The sequence below is a fragment of the Microbispora sp. H10670 genome (assembly GCF_014161385.1).
Classification (GTDB): Bacteria; Actinomycetota; Actinomycetes; order Streptosporangiales; family Streptosporangiaceae; genus Microbispora; species Microbispora triticiradicis.
Genome location: NZ_JABBWW010000007.1, coordinates 78,330 through 92,964 on the forward strand (window position 1 = coordinate 78,330; position 14,635 = coordinate 92,964).

Consider the following 14,635-nt stretch of genomic DNA (forward strand, 5'->3'; position numbering starts at 1 on the left):
CGCGACCCACGCCGCGGCTCACGAGCAGAAGGGTCCCAATCATGGGCGCCTACCACGACGACCTCCACGACGCGGCCGAGCCGGACGGGCGGGCGCTCCGCCTCGGCATCGGCGGCCCGGTCGGCAGCGGCAAGACGGCCCTGGTGGCGGCGTTGTGCCGCAGCCTCGGGCCCTCCCTGCGGCTCGGAGTCGTGACCAACGACATCTACACCACCGAGGACGCCGACTTCCTGCGCCGGACGGGGGTGATCGACCCCGAGCGGATCCAGGCGGTGCAGACCGGCTGCTGCCCCCACACCGCGATCCGCGACGACATCGCGGCCAACATCGACGCGGTCGAGACGCTGGAGGAGCGGTTCGGGCCGCTCGACCTGGTGATCGTGGAAAGCGGCGGCGACAACCTCACCGCGACCTTCAGCCGGGGCCTGGCCGACCGGCAGATCTTCGTGCTGGACGTGTCCGGCGGCGACAAGGTGCCGCGCAAGGGCGGGCCGGGGGTGACGACGGCCGACCTGCTGGTGATCAACAAGACCGACCTCGCGCCGATGGTCGGCGCCGACCTGACCGTGATGTCCCGCGACGCGGCGGCCGTACGGGAGGGCAGGCCGGTGCTGTTCACCTCGATCAGGGAGGACAGGAGCGCGCACATGGTCGCGCAGTGGGTGACCGACATGGTCGACGTCTGGCGTCACGACCACGGCGTCGCCCACCACCACGGCCTCTCCGCGCACGGTTCCTCCGCGCGGCGTGTCCCGGAAGACGTCTCCCCCGATGGAGTCGCCGCGAACGAGATATCCGTCGACGGGGTCACCGCGGACGACGTCGCGCCGGAGCGGAAGGAGCACGGGGAGCAGCCGTCGCGTCCCGTCACCGCGCCGTGAGCACGGCGGCGGTCACCGCGCGGGCGCTGATCAGGACGAGCATGGCCGACGGTGGCGGCACCCGGCTGGAGACCCTGCGGTCGGACCCGCCGCTGACCCTGCGCCGGACCGGACCGCGCCGGGTGCATCTGGTCTCGACGGGCGCCGGTCCCCTGCGGGGCGACCACCTCGATCTCGGCGTGGACGTCGCGCCGGGCACGTCGCTGGAGGTGTGCTCGGTGGCCGCCACGCTGGTGCTGCCGGGTCTCGCGGAGGCCCCCTCGGTCATGCTGGTGCGGGCGCGGGTGGGGGCCGGCGCGACACTGCGCTTCTCCCCCGAGCCGACGGTGCTCGCCGCCGGGTGCTCCCACCGCCTCGTCGTACGGCTCTCGCTGGCGGAGGACGCGACCGTCCTGTGGCGCGAGGAGATCGTGTTCGGGCGGCACGGTGAGCGGCCGGGCCGCTGCCACGCGAGGTTCGACGCCACCGTCGCCGGACGTCCCCTGCTCCGGCAGAACCTCGTGATCGGCGAGGAGACCGTGGACGGCAGCCCGGCCGTCTACGGAGACGCCCGGTGCGTCGGCTCCACCCTGGTCGCGGGCCCCGCCTGGCGGCCCTCGGCCGGGGACAAGCGGGAGCGGCGGGCGGTGGTCGGAGAAGGCTGGGCCGCGCTCCCGCTCGCCGGTCCCGGCGTGCTGGTCTCCGCCCTGGGCGCGGACGCGGTGCAGCTCAGGCGGCGGCTCGAACACGGCGAGGACGCCGCCAGGTCACACGCGACCGGCTGAACCGTGCCTACAGCTGAAACCGTGCCCACAGCTGAACCGCGCCCATGGACCCTGCCCACCGCTGAACCCTGCCCATGGACCCTGCCCACAGCTGAAGCGCGCCCCCGGCCACCCCGTCCCCGCCGAATCTCCGCCCGGGACCGCACCCGATCCCCGCATCGGGCGGCGCCGGGCCGTAGCCTGGTGATCGTGCCGGAACCCACGCCGCATTCCGCCCCCCGACCGCACCGCACGAGCGTGGCCGGCGCCCTGCGGGCCGCCGGAGTGATCGCCGCGGGATTCGTGCTGGCCGTCGCCGCACTGCTCCCGTGGGCCGGGCTCACGGCCGAGTTCGGCGTGATCGACGCGTCGCTCACCACCGTACGCGGCGTCGACGAGGGCCCCGGGTGGGTGGTCCTGGGCGCCGGGATCGCCGCGATGCTCCTCGGCGTCCTCGGCGCGACGCGTAACTGGCTTTTCACCGGGCTGGCGATCCTGCCGGGCGCGGTCGCGGCGTTCGCGCTGGCGATGTTCCTCGCCGATCCGCGCGACCTGGTGAGCCGGCTCGACTTCCAGGTCTCCGGGCTGCTCCGGGTGCACCCGACGGTCCAGTACGGCTGGTTCGCCGGCCTGCTGGCCTCCGTCGCGCTGGCCGTGCTGGCCTGCGCCGCGCTGCTCCGCCGCCGCTGATCACGCCGCCGACCGTGCAGGACCACCGCCGCGGGCGGCGGGGTCAGTCGTAGAAGCCGAGCCGGCGCAGCTGCTTGGGGTCGCGCTGCCACTCCTTGGCCACCTTCACCCGGAGGTCGAGGTAGACCCGGGTGCCGAGCAGGGCCTCGATCTGCTGCCGGGCGCGGGTGCCCACGTCCTTGAGCCGGGCGCCGCCCGGGCCGATGACGATCGCCTTCTGGGACTGCCGCTCGACGAACATGTGGGCGTACACGTCGAGCAGGTCGTCGCGGCCCTCCCGAGGGTTCATCTCCTCCACCATGACGGCGATCGAGTGGGGCAGCTCGTCCCGCACGCCCTCCAGCGCCGCCTCGCGGATCAGCTCGGCGACGAGCACCTGCTCCGGCGCGTCGGTCAGCTCGCCGCCGACGTAGAGCGGGGGCGACTCGGGCAGCCGCTCGATCAGCACGTCGGCGAGGACGCCGAGCTGCTCGCCGCTCTGCCCGGACACCGGGACGATCTCGGCGAACTCGGCCAGCGCGGACACCGCGAGAAGCTGGTGCGCGATCTGCTCGCGGGTGGCGAGGTCGCACTTGGTCACGACGGCCACGACCGGGGTCTTCTTGACCGCGGCGAGCTTCTCGACGATGAACCGGTCGCCCTTGCCGATGGCCTCGTTGGCCGGGACGCAGAACCCGATGACGTCGACCTCGGTGAGCGTGGACAGCACCAGGCTGTCGAGCCGCTCACCCAGCAGGGTGCGCGGACGGTGGAAGCCGGGGGTGTCGACGATCACCAGCTGGGCGTCCGGCCGGTGGACGATGCCGCGGATGGCCCGCCGCGTGGTCTGCGGCTTCGACGACGTGATCGCCACCTTGGTGCCGACCAGTGCGTTCATCAGCGTCGACTTGCCGACGTTGGGGCGGCCGACGAAGCAGGCGAAGCCCGCGCGGAAACCGCTGGGTTCGGCGTTCACGTCAGATGTACCGGCCCTTCAGCGAGCCGTCCGGGGCGGCCAGGAACAGCGTGCCGTTGCCCATGTCCTCGACGACGGAGACGTCCTGCTCACCGGGTTCGTCGGCCTCGCTGACGATCGCCGCCGCCTCCAGCGACTTCGCGCCGCTGGACACGGCCATGGCCACGGCCGCCTGGAGGGCCGAGAGGCGGAGCGAGGGCAGCGTCACCGTCGTCGCGGCGTACGTGCGGCCCGTCTCGTCACGCACCGCGGCGCCCTCCGGAACGCCCGCGCGTGCCCGCGCCGACCTGGCCAGCGTGATGATTTTGGTGTCCTCGGGGTCCAGCGTCTCTGTCACCCGTCAAGCGTACCGACCTCCCGGACGAGCAACCGGGCCAGTTCGGCCGTACGGGCCGGGTCGGGCGGGGTCAGCCCCGCGTGCACGAGCGTGATCAGCGTGTGGCCGGAGCGGGCGACGACCAGGTGCATGCGGTAGGGGTAGCCGCCGGCCCTGCCCGTCAGCCCGCGGGCGGCGGCGTCGGGACCGCCGATGCCCGGCAGCGGCACCGGCGAGGCCTTCAGGCGGTCGTACGGCGTGCCCGCGTCGGCGGTGGCGCAGCGGATCAGGGCGGCGCGCAGCACGTCGAGGTGCTGGGCCGCCTCGTTCCCGTCGTAGACGGCGAGCCCGACGCCGGCCAGTTCGCCGAGGTGCGGCCCGTCGTACGTGGCGGCGGTCACGGCTGCGGCGCCACCGAGGCCGTCACGCGGAGGCCTGCCCGCCGCGGCGTCGAAGAGGGCGCGGCAGGCGCTCGCGCGGGGGCGGAACGGCGCCCGCCAGGGCGCCCGCGCATGGCTGAAGAAGCCCTCGGGAAGATCCCGCATCGTCCCCAGCACGCCCCTCAGACGCCCCGTGCTCCGCGCCGCCATGGCGTCCCGCGTGGCTCGCGCGCCCGCGTCCTGGGTGGCACGGGCGTCCTGGGTGGCACGGGGGTCCCTGGTCGCACCCGCGTCCGACGTGGCTCGCGCGCCCGCACTGTCCGTGGCGAGGGCGCCGGTCGTCCGGGGAGAATCGCGGATGGCCCGCGCGGTGGTGTACGTCGCGACGCTGGGCCCGGTGGCGAGGGCCAGGAGGCCCGCGACTGCCGCGTGGACGATCCGCATGTCCGCCTCCCCGCCGCTCGGGCGCGTTGCCGGAGGTTGTCCTTCCCCGGACCGGAAGCGGGTAATCACTTTGCGTAACCGATACGGGGCTTCCACCTCGGAAGGTGAAAGCCCCGCACCGCTTACGGATCCCCCACGAGAGTTACCGGTGCGCCGCGAACCCCTCCCGGAGCGCCGGTCTCCCTATGAGGCGCCCCGAACCCCTTCTGGGCGCCTGGGACAACAATGGCAGGGCGCACTTGCAAGCCGCTTAAAGAAGGCTTGCACCCGTCGGCGGGCTCTGCGTCTCCCGCAGCCGGTCACGGGCCACCGAGGCGTAGTCTCTGGCGGGCCGCGCCCCCTGGCCCCGCGTGAGCCCGCTCTCCCGCCGCGCGTAGCGGAGGTCGGCCCGCTCGGCGGCGGTCAGGGCGTACCGCGCCGCCCGCACCGGATCACCGCCCAGCGCGTGGTGGTGCGCGAGCGCCGCCGCCTCGTCCGGGCGCAGCCGTTCGAGCACCGCCGCCACCCGGGCGTGCGTGCGGGCGCGGCGCAGCCGCGGCATCGCGCCGTACACGGTGTCGCGGAGGACCGGGCTGGCGAAGCGAAGCCCGCCGCCGCCGGGTTCGACCAGCAGCCCGGCCAGGAGCGCCACCTCGGCCGCGTCCAGCACAGTGTCCATCGCAGCGTCCTCACCGCCGCCGTGGACGGCCGCGAGCACGTCGAGGTCCACGCCCCTGGCGTGAGCCCCCGGGACCTCGGCGTCGAGCACCGCCGCCTCGCCCAGCACCGTACGCACCCGGGCGGGCAGGACGGCGAGGCGCGCCGCGAGCACGTCGCGAACTCCGGCGGGAACGGTCGTCAGGGCCGCCGCCTCGCCCTCGGCCGCGATCAGGCGCGCGGTCTCCCGGAGGAAGAAGGGGTTGCCCCCGGTCCGCGCGGCGACCGCGGTCAGGGCCGGGCGGGTGACCGGCACGCCGGCGACGGCGGTCACGAGGCCGGCGGCGGCGCCGGGCCGCAGGCCGCGCAGGGCGATCCGGAGCGGTTCGCGCCGGGCGAGCGCCGCCATCGTCCCGGCCAGCCGGCCCGCCTCCTCCTGTCTGAAGGTGCAGACGACGGCGACGGCCGCGCCGGCCGTCGCCGCGACGACCTCCACGAGGGTGTCCAGCGTCTCCCGGTCGGCCCGGTGCAGATCCTCGACGACGAGCAGGATCGGCGCCTCGGCGGCCGCGGCGCGCAGGTGGGCCGCGACCGCCCGCCGCCCGTGGAACCCCTCGCCCCGCACGCTCCCGGCCCGCACGCTCTCGGCCGTGTCGAACGGCACGGCCGTCGTGAGCGTACGGAGGATCTCGGTCCAGGCCCAGCCGGGCGGCGCGCCCCGGGTCGCCGGGCAGCGCCCGATCGCGACCCGCGCGCCCTGCCCCGCCCGGACGGCGGCGGCCTCCTCGACGAGCGCGGTCTTGCCCATGCCCGCCTCGCCACTGACGAGCGCGACGCCCTCGGACCGGTCCAGCAGAAGCGACAGCTCGCTCCGCCGCCCGAAGAGCCGGACGCGGCCCTCCCCGCCTCCGGGCGCCGCCGTGAGAGCCGTCGCGGGGCCCGCTGTGGAGATCTCCAGGAGAACCGCTCCATCGGCCACCGTAGGGACCGCTGGCGACGCTGCCGCCGCGGAGCCCGCTCCGGGCGGTTCCGTGGACGTCGCCGGCGGCACCGCCGCCGCGCCGGGCTCGGCGGGGGTGCCGTGCGGCCCGGTTTCGCGCGTCGCGATGCCGCGGACGGGGATGTCGCCCACGGGTAGGTCGCGTGGGAGACGGGGGCGTGCCGCCTGGTCGTCCCAGCCGGCCGTACGGGCCGGGCCGGGCAGGTCCAGCTCGGGGGAATGGGCGAGGATGCCGGCCTCCAGGCGGCGCAGCGCGGGACCGGGATCGACGCCGAGTTCCGCCACGAGCATGCGGCGGGCCTCGCGGAGCGCGGCGAGCGCGTCGCCCTGCCTGCCCTGCCGGTAGAGCGCGGTGGCGAGCAGCCGCCAGCCCTCCTCGCGCAGCGGATGCTCGGCGAGGTGGGCGCGCAGATCCGCGATCACCGAGCCGGGCGTGCCGAGCGCCATCACCGCCGAGGCCCGCTGCTCGACGGCCGTCGCCCGAAGCTCGTCGAGCCGGGCGATCTCGTTGAGCGCCCAGTCCGCCGACGCGAACTCCAGGTACGCCGGGCCCTTCCACAGGGCGAGCGCCTCCTCCAGCGCGGCGACCGCTGCGGCGGCGTCACCGTCGAGCAGCCGTCGGCTGCCCTGCCGCACCAGGTCCTCGAACCGCCAGGCGTCCACGTGCTCCGCGCGCAGGGCGTACCCCGGAGGCACGGTCACCAGGAGCCTGGCGGGCGTGCGGATCGTCCGCCGCGGCTCCAGGGCCCGGCGCAGATGGGACACGTACGTCTGGATGGAACCGGCGGCGCCCGGGGGCGGCTGGTCTCGCCACAGGTCGCTGATCAGCCGCCCGACGGGCACGACCTGGCCCCGGGCGACCAGAAGGCGCCCGAGCACCGAGCGCTGACGAGGGCCGCCGAACTCGATCGGCCCGTCTTCGCCGATGGCTTGAAGCGCTCCAAGTACGGAGAAGACCGCCATGGGGGGCACATTACAAGGCCGGATATGTCCAGACCAGATTCACTCGTGGTCGGCGCTCGCGGCCACGACCTCGTCGCCGGGAGCGGGCTCCTCACGGCGTACGACGACGGTGCTGATCCGGTTGCGGCGTCCCGCGAGGTTCTCGGCGGTCAGGCGCAGGTCGCCGATCACGGCCTCGGAGCCGGCGATCGGCACCCGGCCCAGGGCGTGCGCCAGCAGGCCGCCGACCGTGTCGACGTCCTCGACCTCGACGTCGGTGCCGAACAGCTCGCCCAGCTCGCCGGCCGGGAGCCGCGCGGTCACCCGGGCGGCGCCGTCGTCGAGCCACTCGATCCGCGGGGTCTCCTGGTCGTACTCGTCGGCGATCTCCCCGACGATCTCCTCGATCACGTCCTCGATCGTGACGAGACCGGCGGTGCCGCCGTACTCGTCGATGACGATGGCGAGGTGGATCTGCCGCGCCTGCATCTCGCGCAGCAGCTCGTCGATGGGCTTGCTCTCCGGCACGTACGTCGCGGGGCGCATGAGCTCGTCCACCCGGACGCCGTCGTCGCCGGTGTCCTGTATGCGGCGGACGATGTCCTTCAGGTAGGCGATGCCCACCACGTCGTCCTCGTTCTCCCCGACGACGGGGACGCGGGAGAAGCCGCTGCGCAGCGCCAGCGAGAGCGCCTGGCTCAGCGTCTTGCCCCGCTCGATGAAGACCATGTCGGTGCGCGGGACCATGACCTCGCGCACCAGCGTGTCGCCCAGCTCGAAGACCGAGTGGATCATCTCGCGCTCGTCGGGCTCGATGACCCTGCGCTGCTCGGCGAGGTCGACCAGGTCGCGCAGCTCCGCCTCGGAGGTGAACGGCCCCTCCCGGAAGCCCTTGCCGGGGGTGAGCGCGTTGCCCAGCAGGATCAGCAGCTCGGGCAGCGGTCCGAAGATCTTGGTCAGGCCGTACACGACCGGCGCGCTCGCCAGGGCGACGGGCTCGGCGTGCTGACGGCCGAGCGTACGCGGCATGACCCCGACGATCACGTAGCTCACCAGGATCATGGCCACGGCCGCCCCGGCGTACGCCTGGCCGCGGTCGCCGAGCCAGTCGATGAACAGCAGCGTCGCGATCACCGTGGCGACGAGCTCGCAGCTCAGCCGCAGCAGGAGCACCAGGTTGAGGTAACGCGGGGGGTCGGCGACGATCGTCTGCAGCCGCACCGCGCCGCGCCGCGCCTCCTTGACGAACTCCTCGGCCCGTACGCGGGAGATGCGGGTCAGCGCGGTCTCCGCGCTAGCGAGGAGGCCGCCGACCACGATGAGGACGACGGCCGAGATCAGCCAGCCGTTGTTCACGGCTTCCGCCGCACCTCCCGCCAGGCGCCGAGGAGCTCGTCCTGCAGCCCGAACATCTCGGCGTGCTCCTCGGGCTCCGCGTGGTCGTAGCCCAGCAGGTGGAGGATGCCGTGCGTGCACAGCAGCTCCAGCTCGTCCTGGGCGCTGTGCCCGGCCTCGGCGGCCTGCTTCTCGGCCACCTGCGGGCACAGCACCACGTCGCCCAGCAGCGCGGGGTCGGGGGACGCGTCCTCGTCCCGCCCGGTGTTGGGGCGCAGCTCGTCCATCGGGAAGGCCAGCACGTCGGTCGGGCCCGGCTCCCCCATCCACTGCTCGTGCAGCTCGGCCATCGCCCCCGCGTCGATCACCAGGATCGACAGCTCGGCCAGCGGGTTGATCCCCATCCGGCCCAGGACGTGCCCGGCGAGCTCGACGAGTGCCGTCTCGTCGACCTCGACGCCGGACTCGTTGGCCACCTCGATGCTCACGGGGTCTCCTCACCCGCCATGGTCGTGCTCACCGCCGGGTGTTCCGCGACCGCTTGTTGATCGCCCGTGGCTCGGAGGCCACCGCGGCGTCGTATCGGCCGTAGGCGTCGACGATGTCGCTCACCAGCTTGTGCCGGACCACGTCCGCGCTGGTCAACCTGCTGAAATGGATGTCCTCGATGCCTTCGAGGATCTGCTGGACGACCTTGAGGCCGCTGTCCTGACCGCCGGGCAGGTCGATCTGGGTCACGTCGCCGGTGACCACGATCTTCGAGTTGAACCCGAGCCGGGTCAGGAACATCTTCATCTGCTCGGGCGAGGTGTTCTGCGCCTCGTCCAGGATGATGAAGGCGTCGTTCAGCGTGCGCCCGCGCATGTAGGCGAGCGGCGCGACCTCGATCGTCCCGGCCGCCATGAGACGGGGGATCGAGTCGGGGTCCAGCATGTCGTGCAGCGCGTCGTACAACGGCCGCAGGTAGGGGTCGATCTTCTCGTAGAGCGTGCCGGGCAGGAACCCGAGCCGCTCCCCCGCCTCGACGGCGGGGCGGGTGAGGATGATCCGGTTGACCCGCTTGTTCTGCAGGGCCTTCACGGCCTTCGCCATCGCCAGGTACGTCTTGCCGGTGCCGGCGGGGCCGATGCCGAAGACGATGGTGTGACTGTCGATCGCGTCGACGTACCGCTTCTGGTTGACCGTCTTCGGGCGGATGGTCCGGCCCCGGGAGGACAGGATGTCCAGGGACAGGACCTCGGCCGGGCGGTCGGTGGCCATCCGCAGCATGTGGATGCTTCGTTCGACGGCGTCGGGGGACAGCTCGGCACCCGAGCGGATCAGCTCCGTCAGCTCCTCGAAGAGGCGGACGACGACGCCGCTCTCCTCGGGACTGCCGGTGATGGTGATCTCGTTGCCCCGTACGTGGATGTCGGCGCTGAAAGCGCCCTCGATGACCCGCAGCAGCTCGTCACCCGACCCGAGGAGGCTGACCATCGGCTGCCCCTCGGGGATGACTACCTTGGCCTGGGTCTGGCTGATGTGCTGTGACTCGGACATGGGCGGCCCTTGCGGCCCTGATCGCCTCCTCGGTTCCCTCTCATGCTACTAGGGCGTCCCTAGCCCGGGGGCCAGGTGAGGCTCCGGCCGCCGAGCACGTGCGCGTGCACGTGGAAGACCGTCTGCCCGGCGCCGGTCCCGGTGTTGAACACCACTCGGTAGCCCGGCTCGGCCACACCTTCCTGGACGGCCACCGCGTGGCAGGCCGTGAGCAGGTCGTCCGCGAGGCCGTCGTCGGCCGCGGCCAGGGCGGCGGCGTTCTCGTGATGGGCCTTGGGCACGACGAGGACGTGTGTCGGGGCCTGCGGGTTGACGTCGCGGAAGGCGAGCGCCCGCCCGGTCTCCAGGACGATGTCCGCCGGGATCTGCCTGGCCACGATCTTGCAGAATAGGCAGTCGGTCACGCGCCTCACCCTAACGGTCGCCGACGACGATTGATGACGGCAATGATCCTCGCGGCTACTGTGGTTGTGCGAGACTTCACCAGACAACCCCCCTAGTGTCGCGCGAGGACACCGCTGGGCCATGCCCTCTAATGATTCGGAAGAACGTAAACCCCCCGGGGATGACGAGCGTCCTATTGACGTGACCACCGAGACCCTCGTGGCCGACAGGTCGTTGGGGACGGTGCCCGTCGGGTGGGATGCCGACATGGCCGTGACGGCGCTCTACAGCGCTCACTATCGGTCACTGGTGCGTCTCGCGGTGCTGCTGGTCCGTGACGTGGCCAGCGCGGAAGAGGTCGTTCAGGACGCCTTCGTCGCTCTCCATGGAGCGTGGCGGCGCCTGAGGGACACCGACAAGGCACTGGCCTACCTTCGCCAATCGGTCGTGAACCGCTCGCGTTCGGTGCTGCGGCACCGCGCGGTCGTCGAGAAGTACGCCCCGAAGGGCCTGCCGGACGCCCCGAGCGCCGAGAACGGCGCGATCGGCGAGCTCGAACGCTCGGCCGTCATCGAGGCGCTCCGCGGCCTGCCCACCCGGCAGCGCGAGGCGCTGGTGCTGCGATACTACGGCGACCTGTCGGAGGCCGAGATCGCGCACGCGATGGGCATCAGCAAGGGCGCGGTGAAGAGTCACACGGCCCGCGGCATGGCCGCACTACGCATGGCACTGGAGCAGTTCTCATGACCTTCCCGCCCGACGACGAGTACGGCGAGTCGCTCCGCCGTGCCCTGCGCGCGGAGGCGGACTCGGTCGTGCCGTCTCCCGAGGGACTCGACATCATCCGCCGGCGCATCGACCAGCGGGGCCTGCGCGGCCTGCGGAACGTGCTGTGGCTGCGGGTGGGCGCCGCGGCCGCCGGAGCCGTCCTCGCGGCGGGCGCGGTCGTGATGCTCGTCCCCGGCCTGCGCGAGCAGGTCGCCGACCGCACCGGTATCGCGGATGTGGGTGACACCCGTGAGCAGGAGCCGCAGAGCTCGACCTGGACGCGCCCGCCCGCCGGCGGGACCGCCTCGCGGCCCGGAGTGGTGATCATCGTCACCACCAGCCCGAGCCCGTCACACGGGCGGACCAGCCCGTCCCCGACGCACCGTCCGGGCCCGGCCACCAGGCCGTCGCCGTCGCCGTCCGACCCCTGCGCGTCGCCCCCGGCACGGGCCGGAGTGGTCGACCCCGACCCGACCCTGCCCGCGACGTGCCCGCCCGTCCAGACGACGCAGCCCGCGCCGCCGCAGGCCACGCACACCGCCGCGCCCTCGTCGGCTCCGCCCACGGCGACCGCCACGCCCTCGGCCACTCCCAGCGCCCCGCCCACGGAGACGGCCACGCCCTACTCGGCCGAGAGCCCCACTCCCTGACCGATGCCTGCGGTCCTCACCAGCGGCCGCAGCGGGCCAGGAGGACGGCCGCCGCGGCCACGCCCGCCGTCGAGGTGCGCAGCACGGTGGGGCCGAGCAGGGCCGGTACGGCTCCCGCCGTGCGGAACCCGGCGATCTCCTCGTCGGTGACGCCGCCCTCCGGGCCGACGATCACCAGGATGTCGCCGGGGACGTCCGGCAGCGTGAGGCGGCTCAGCGGCTCGGCGGCCTCCTCGTGCAGCACGACCGCGAGCGCCGCCGCCGAGACGAGCGAGCGGACCCGCGCGGTCGCGGCCTGCTCGGTCACCTCCGGCAGGTGGAAGCGGCGGGCCTGCTTGGCCGCCTCGCGCGCCGTGCTCCGCCAGCGCGCGAGCGACTTGCCGGCCCGGTCGCCCTTCCACTGCGTGACGCAGCGGGCGGCGGCCCACGGGACGATCACGTCCACCCCGGCCTCGGTCATCATCTCGACCGCGAGCTCGCCCCGGTCGCCCTTGGGCAGCCCCTGCACGACCACCAGCCTCGGCCGCGGGGGCGGCACCTCGTAGCGGCGCAGCACCGCGGCGGTCAGCGCGTCCTTGCCGGCCGACGTCACCGTGCACTCGGCCACCCGGCCCGCGCCGTCGGTGAGGTCGATTCGCTCCCCCGCCCGCAGGCGGCGCACCGACGCGGCGTGCCGCCCCTCGGGCCCGTCGAGGACGATCGTGTCCCCGGTCTCACCGGCCGCCTCCGACAGGAACACGGGAACGCTCACGCCACCCCCTCACGTGAGCGGACCATGTGGTGATCTCCGCTCTGTTCGCTCATCCGGGCGGCCTCACCGGCCGTTGAAGGCGTCCCGCAGGCGGGAGAAGAAGCCCTGCTGGCCCGGGGAGAACTTGCCGGGCGGCCGTTCCTCCCCGCGCAGCTTCGACAGCTCCCGCAGGAGTTCCTCCTGCTGCGGGTCGAGCTTGGTCGGCGTCTCGACGTTCACGTGGATCAGCAGGTCGCCCCGGCCGGTCTCGTTGAGCCGCTGGATGCCCTTGCCGTACAGGGGGATGACCTGACCGGCCTGGGTGCCGGGCCGCACGTCGATGGCCTCCGCGCCGTCGAGGGTGTCGATCGACAGGACGGTGCCGAGCGCGGCGGCGGTCATCGGGATCTGGACGGTGCAGTGCAGGTCGTCGCCCCGGCGTTCGAAGATCTGGTGCGGCCGCTCGACGATCTCCAGGAACAGGTCGCCCGGAGGGCCTCCGCCCGGCCCGACCTCGCCCTCGCCCGCGAGCTGGATGTGCGTGCCGTCCTCGACGCCGGCCGGGATCCGCACCTTGATCGTGCGCCGGGTTCTGACCCGTCCCTCGCCCGAGCACTCCATGCAGGGGTGCCGGATGACGCTGCCGTACCCGCCGCACTGGGGGCAGGGGCGCGACGTCATGACCTGGCCCAGGAACGAGCGGGTGACCTGGGAGACCTCGCCCCGCCCGTGACACATGTCGCACGTGTCGGGGTGGGTGCCGGACGCCGCCCCGGAGCCCTGGCAGACGTCGCAGACCACGGCCGTGTCGACCACGATCTCTCGGGTGGTGCCGAAGGCGGACTCCGCCAGGTCCAGTTCGACCCGGATGGTGGCGTTGCGGCCTCGGCGGGCACGCGAGCGGGGACCCCTCGCGGCGCCGGCGGAACCGAAGAAGGCGTCCATGATGTCGCTGAACGGGAAGCCCCCGCCGAAGCCGCCCGCCCCGGCCGGTCCGCCGCCACTCGCGAACGGATCGGCGCCCATGTCGTACATGCGGCGCTTGCCCGCGTCGGACAGCACCTCGTACGCCTGGTTGATCTCCTTGAACCGCTCCTGGGTCTCCGGATCGGGGTTGACGTCCGGATGCAGCTCACGGGCGAGACGGCGATACGCCTTCTTGATCTCTTCCTGGCTGGCGTCGCGCCGGACGCCAAGGGTCGCGTAGTAGTCGTTGGACACTTATGACCCCGCCAGGATCTGGCCCACGTACCGCGCCACAGCGCGCACCGCACCCATCGTCACCGGATAGTCCATTCGTGTCGGGCCCAGCACTCCAAGCCGGGCCAGTTCCTTGTCGCCCGAACCGTATCCGGCGGCCACGATAGAGGTGCCGCGCAGCCCGCTGTAGGGATTCTCGGATCCGATTCTGACGGTGAGTTCGGACAGCCCGCCGGTCTCGCCCAGCAGGCGCATGAGCACGACCTGCTCCTCCAGCGCCTCAAGCACGTCACGCAGGCCGACGCTGAAGTCGGCGCCCGCCAGATTGGCCGTACCGCCGAAGACGATCTTCTCCTCGTGCCGCTCGACGAGCGTCTCCAGGAGCACGGACATGATGGTCGCCACCACCGGCCTCTCCTCCGGCGGCAGCCGTTCGGGGATGCCGGCCACGGTCTCGGGCACCTGAGAGAGCCAGCACCCGTCGAGGCAGCCGTTCAGCACGGAGCGCAGGTTCGCGATCCGGTCCTCGGCGAGCGCCTCGGGCAGATCGACCACCCGCTGCTCGACCCGCCCGGTGTTCGTGATCAGCACCAGCATGACCCGGCGCTCCGCCAGCGGAACGATCTCCACGTGGCGGACCGACGACCTGGTGAGCGAGGGATACTGCACGACGGCCACCTGCCGGGTGAGCTGCGCGAGCAGCCGTACCGTGCGCATGACGATCTCGTCGAGGTCGACCGCCCCGGCGAGGAACGTCTCGATGGCCCTGCGCTCCGCCCCCGACAACGGCTTGATCTGCGACAGCCGGTCCACGAACAGGCGGTATCCCTTGTCGGTCGGGACCCGCCCGGCGCTGGTGTGCGGCTGCGTGATGTAGCCCTGCTCCTCCAGCGCCGCCATGTCGTTGCGGATGGTCGCCGGGGAGACGCCGAGGTTGTGCCTGTCCGCCAGGGCCTTGGACCCCACCGGCTCGTTGGTGGACACGTAGTCCTCGACGATGGCGCGCAGGACGGCGAGCTTGCGGTCGTCGAGCAATGTGTCA

16 protein-coding genes are annotated in these 14,635 nt (G+C 73.2%); 5 read left to right on the forward strand and 11 right to left on the reverse strand.

The window, feature by feature from the left end; translation table 11 throughout:
• The first annotated feature begins 41 nt into the window (after positions 1–41).
• The 3 genes from ureG (at position 42) to HHX33_RS12560 (ending at position 2,314) form a co-directional block, all read left to right on the forward strand.
• Positions 42–881, forward strand: coding sequence for an urease accessory protein UreG (ureG, locus tag HHX33_RS12550; protein WP_182874737.1), 840 nt, complete (start codon positions 42–44; stop codon positions 879–881).
• Complete coding sequence (locus HHX33_RS12555) at positions 878–1,645, forward strand: urease accessory protein UreD (RefSeq protein WP_310741343.1); 768 nt, start codon at positions 878–880, stop codon at positions 1,643–1,645. Before ureG ends, HHX33_RS12555 begins: the two co-directional genes overlap by 4 nt.
• Before the next feature lie 189 nt (positions 1,646–1,834).
• Positions 1,835–2,314, forward strand: coding sequence for a hypothetical protein (locus HHX33_RS12560; protein WP_182874738.1), 480 nt, complete (start codon positions 1,835–1,837; stop codon positions 2,312–2,314).
• A 43-nt stretch (positions 2,315–2,357) separates the two neighbouring features.
• Here the strand turns inward: HHX33_RS12560 and era are convergent, their stop codons facing one another.
• The 8 genes from era to HHX33_RS12600 form a co-directional block, all read right to left on the reverse strand.
• Complete coding sequence (gene era, locus HHX33_RS12565) at positions 2,358–3,269, reverse strand: GTPase Era (protein WP_182874739.1); 912 nt, start codon at positions 3,267–3,269, stop codon at positions 2,358–2,360.
• Position 3,270: 1 nt separating this feature from the next.
• Positions 3,271–3,606, reverse strand: coding sequence for a cytidine deaminase (locus HHX33_RS12570; RefSeq protein WP_182874740.1), 336 nt, complete (start codon positions 3,604–3,606; stop codon positions 3,271–3,273).
• Positions 3,603–4,409: a hypothetical protein gene (locus HHX33_RS12575; RefSeq protein WP_182874741.1), complete on the reverse strand. Its 807-nt coding sequence runs from the start codon at positions 4,407–4,409 to the stop codon at positions 3,603–3,605. Before HHX33_RS12575 ends, HHX33_RS12570 begins: the two co-directional genes overlap by 4 nt.
• Before the next feature lie 250 nt (positions 4,410–4,659).
• Positions 4,660–7,008: a BTAD domain-containing putative transcriptional regulator gene (locus HHX33_RS12580; protein WP_182874742.1), complete on the reverse strand. Its 2,349-nt coding sequence runs from the start codon at positions 7,006–7,008 to the stop codon at positions 4,660–4,662.
• Positions 7,009–7,047: 39 nt separating this feature from the next.
• Positions 7,048–8,343 (reverse strand): hemolysin family protein, encoded by a 1,296-nt coding sequence (locus HHX33_RS12585; RefSeq protein ID WP_310741344.1) that lies wholly within the window; start codon positions 8,341–8,343, stop codon positions 7,048–7,050.
• Positions 8,340–8,810: an rRNA maturation RNase YbeY gene (gene ybeY / locus HHX33_RS12590; protein WP_111697200.1), complete on the reverse strand. Its 471-nt coding sequence runs from the start codon at positions 8,808–8,810 to the stop codon at positions 8,340–8,342. Before ybeY ends, HHX33_RS12585 begins: the two co-directional genes overlap by 4 nt.
• Positions 8,811–8,838: 28 nt before the next feature.
• Positions 8,839–9,861: a PhoH family protein gene (locus HHX33_RS12595; protein WP_182874743.1), complete on the reverse strand. Its 1,023-nt coding sequence runs from the start codon at positions 9,859–9,861 to the stop codon at positions 8,839–8,841.
• Positions 9,862–9,920: 59 nt separating this feature from the next.
• Positions 9,921–10,265: a histidine triad nucleotide-binding protein gene (locus tag HHX33_RS12600; RefSeq protein WP_310741345.1), complete on the reverse strand. Its 345-nt coding sequence runs from the start codon at positions 10,263–10,265 to the stop codon at positions 9,921–9,923.
• Positions 10,266–10,512: 247 nt separating this feature from the next.
• Here HHX33_RS12600 and HHX33_RS12605 point away from each other — a divergent pair, with 247 nt between their 5' ends.
• Entirely contained in the window at positions 10,513–10,992 is a 480-nt protein-coding gene (locus HHX33_RS12605) for a SigE family RNA polymerase sigma factor (protein WP_111697223.1), read from the forward strand.
• Positions 10,989–11,663 carry a hypothetical protein gene (locus HHX33_RS12610; RefSeq protein WP_182874744.1) on the forward strand — a complete coding sequence of 225 codons (675 nt, stop codon included), beginning with the start codon at positions 10,989–10,991 and terminating at the stop codon, positions 11,661–11,663. The genes HHX33_RS12605 and HHX33_RS12610 overlap by 4 nt, the downstream gene beginning before the upstream one ends.
• 16 nt (positions 11,664–11,679) lie before the next feature.
• Here the strand turns inward: HHX33_RS12610 and HHX33_RS12615 are convergent, their stop codons facing one another.
• The 3 genes from HHX33_RS12615 to hrcA form a co-directional block, all read right to left on the reverse strand.
• Positions 11,680–12,414, reverse strand: coding sequence for a 16S rRNA (uracil(1498)-N(3))-methyltransferase (locus tag HHX33_RS12615; RefSeq protein ID WP_182874745.1), 735 nt, complete (start codon positions 12,412–12,414; stop codon positions 11,680–11,682).
• A 63-nt stretch (positions 12,415–12,477) separates the two neighbouring features.
• Complete coding sequence (gene dnaJ, locus HHX33_RS12620; protein WP_111697205.1) at positions 12,478–13,614, reverse strand: molecular chaperone DnaJ; 1,137 nt, start codon at positions 13,612–13,614, stop codon at positions 12,478–12,480.
• A complete protein-coding gene (hrcA, locus tag HHX33_RS12625) occupies positions 13,615–14,628 on the reverse strand; it encodes a heat-inducible transcriptional repressor HrcA (protein ID WP_111697206.1) in 1,014 nt (337 codons plus the stop codon).
• Between the last annotated feature and the right edge of the window lie 7 nt (positions 14,629–14,635).

Bases quoted from the DNA above. Each gene is read 5' to 3' on its own strand.
- ureG (WP_182874737.1), top strand. From the start codon at position 42: ATGGGCGCCTACCACGACGACCTCCACGACGCGGCCGAGCCGGACGGG.
- HHX33_RS12575 (WP_182874741.1), bottom strand. From the start codon at position 4,409: ATGCGGATCGTCCACGCGGCAGTCGCGGGCCTCCTGGCCCTCGCCACC.
- HHX33_RS12580 (WP_182874742.1), bottom strand. From the start codon at position 7,008: ATGGCGGTCTTCTCCGTACTTGGAGCGCTTCAAGCCATCGGCGAAGAC.
- HHX33_RS12595 (WP_182874743.1), bottom strand. From the start codon at position 9,861: ATGTCCGAGTCACAGCACATCAGCCAGACCCAGGCCAAGGTAGTCATC.
- HHX33_RS12605 (WP_111697223.1), top strand. From the start codon at position 10,513: ATGGCCGTGACGGCGCTCTACAGCGCTCACTATCGGTCACTGGTGCGT.
- HHX33_RS12610 (WP_182874744.1), top strand. From the start codon at position 10,989: ATGACCTTCCCGCCCGACGACGAGTACGGCGAGTCGCTCCGCCGTGCC.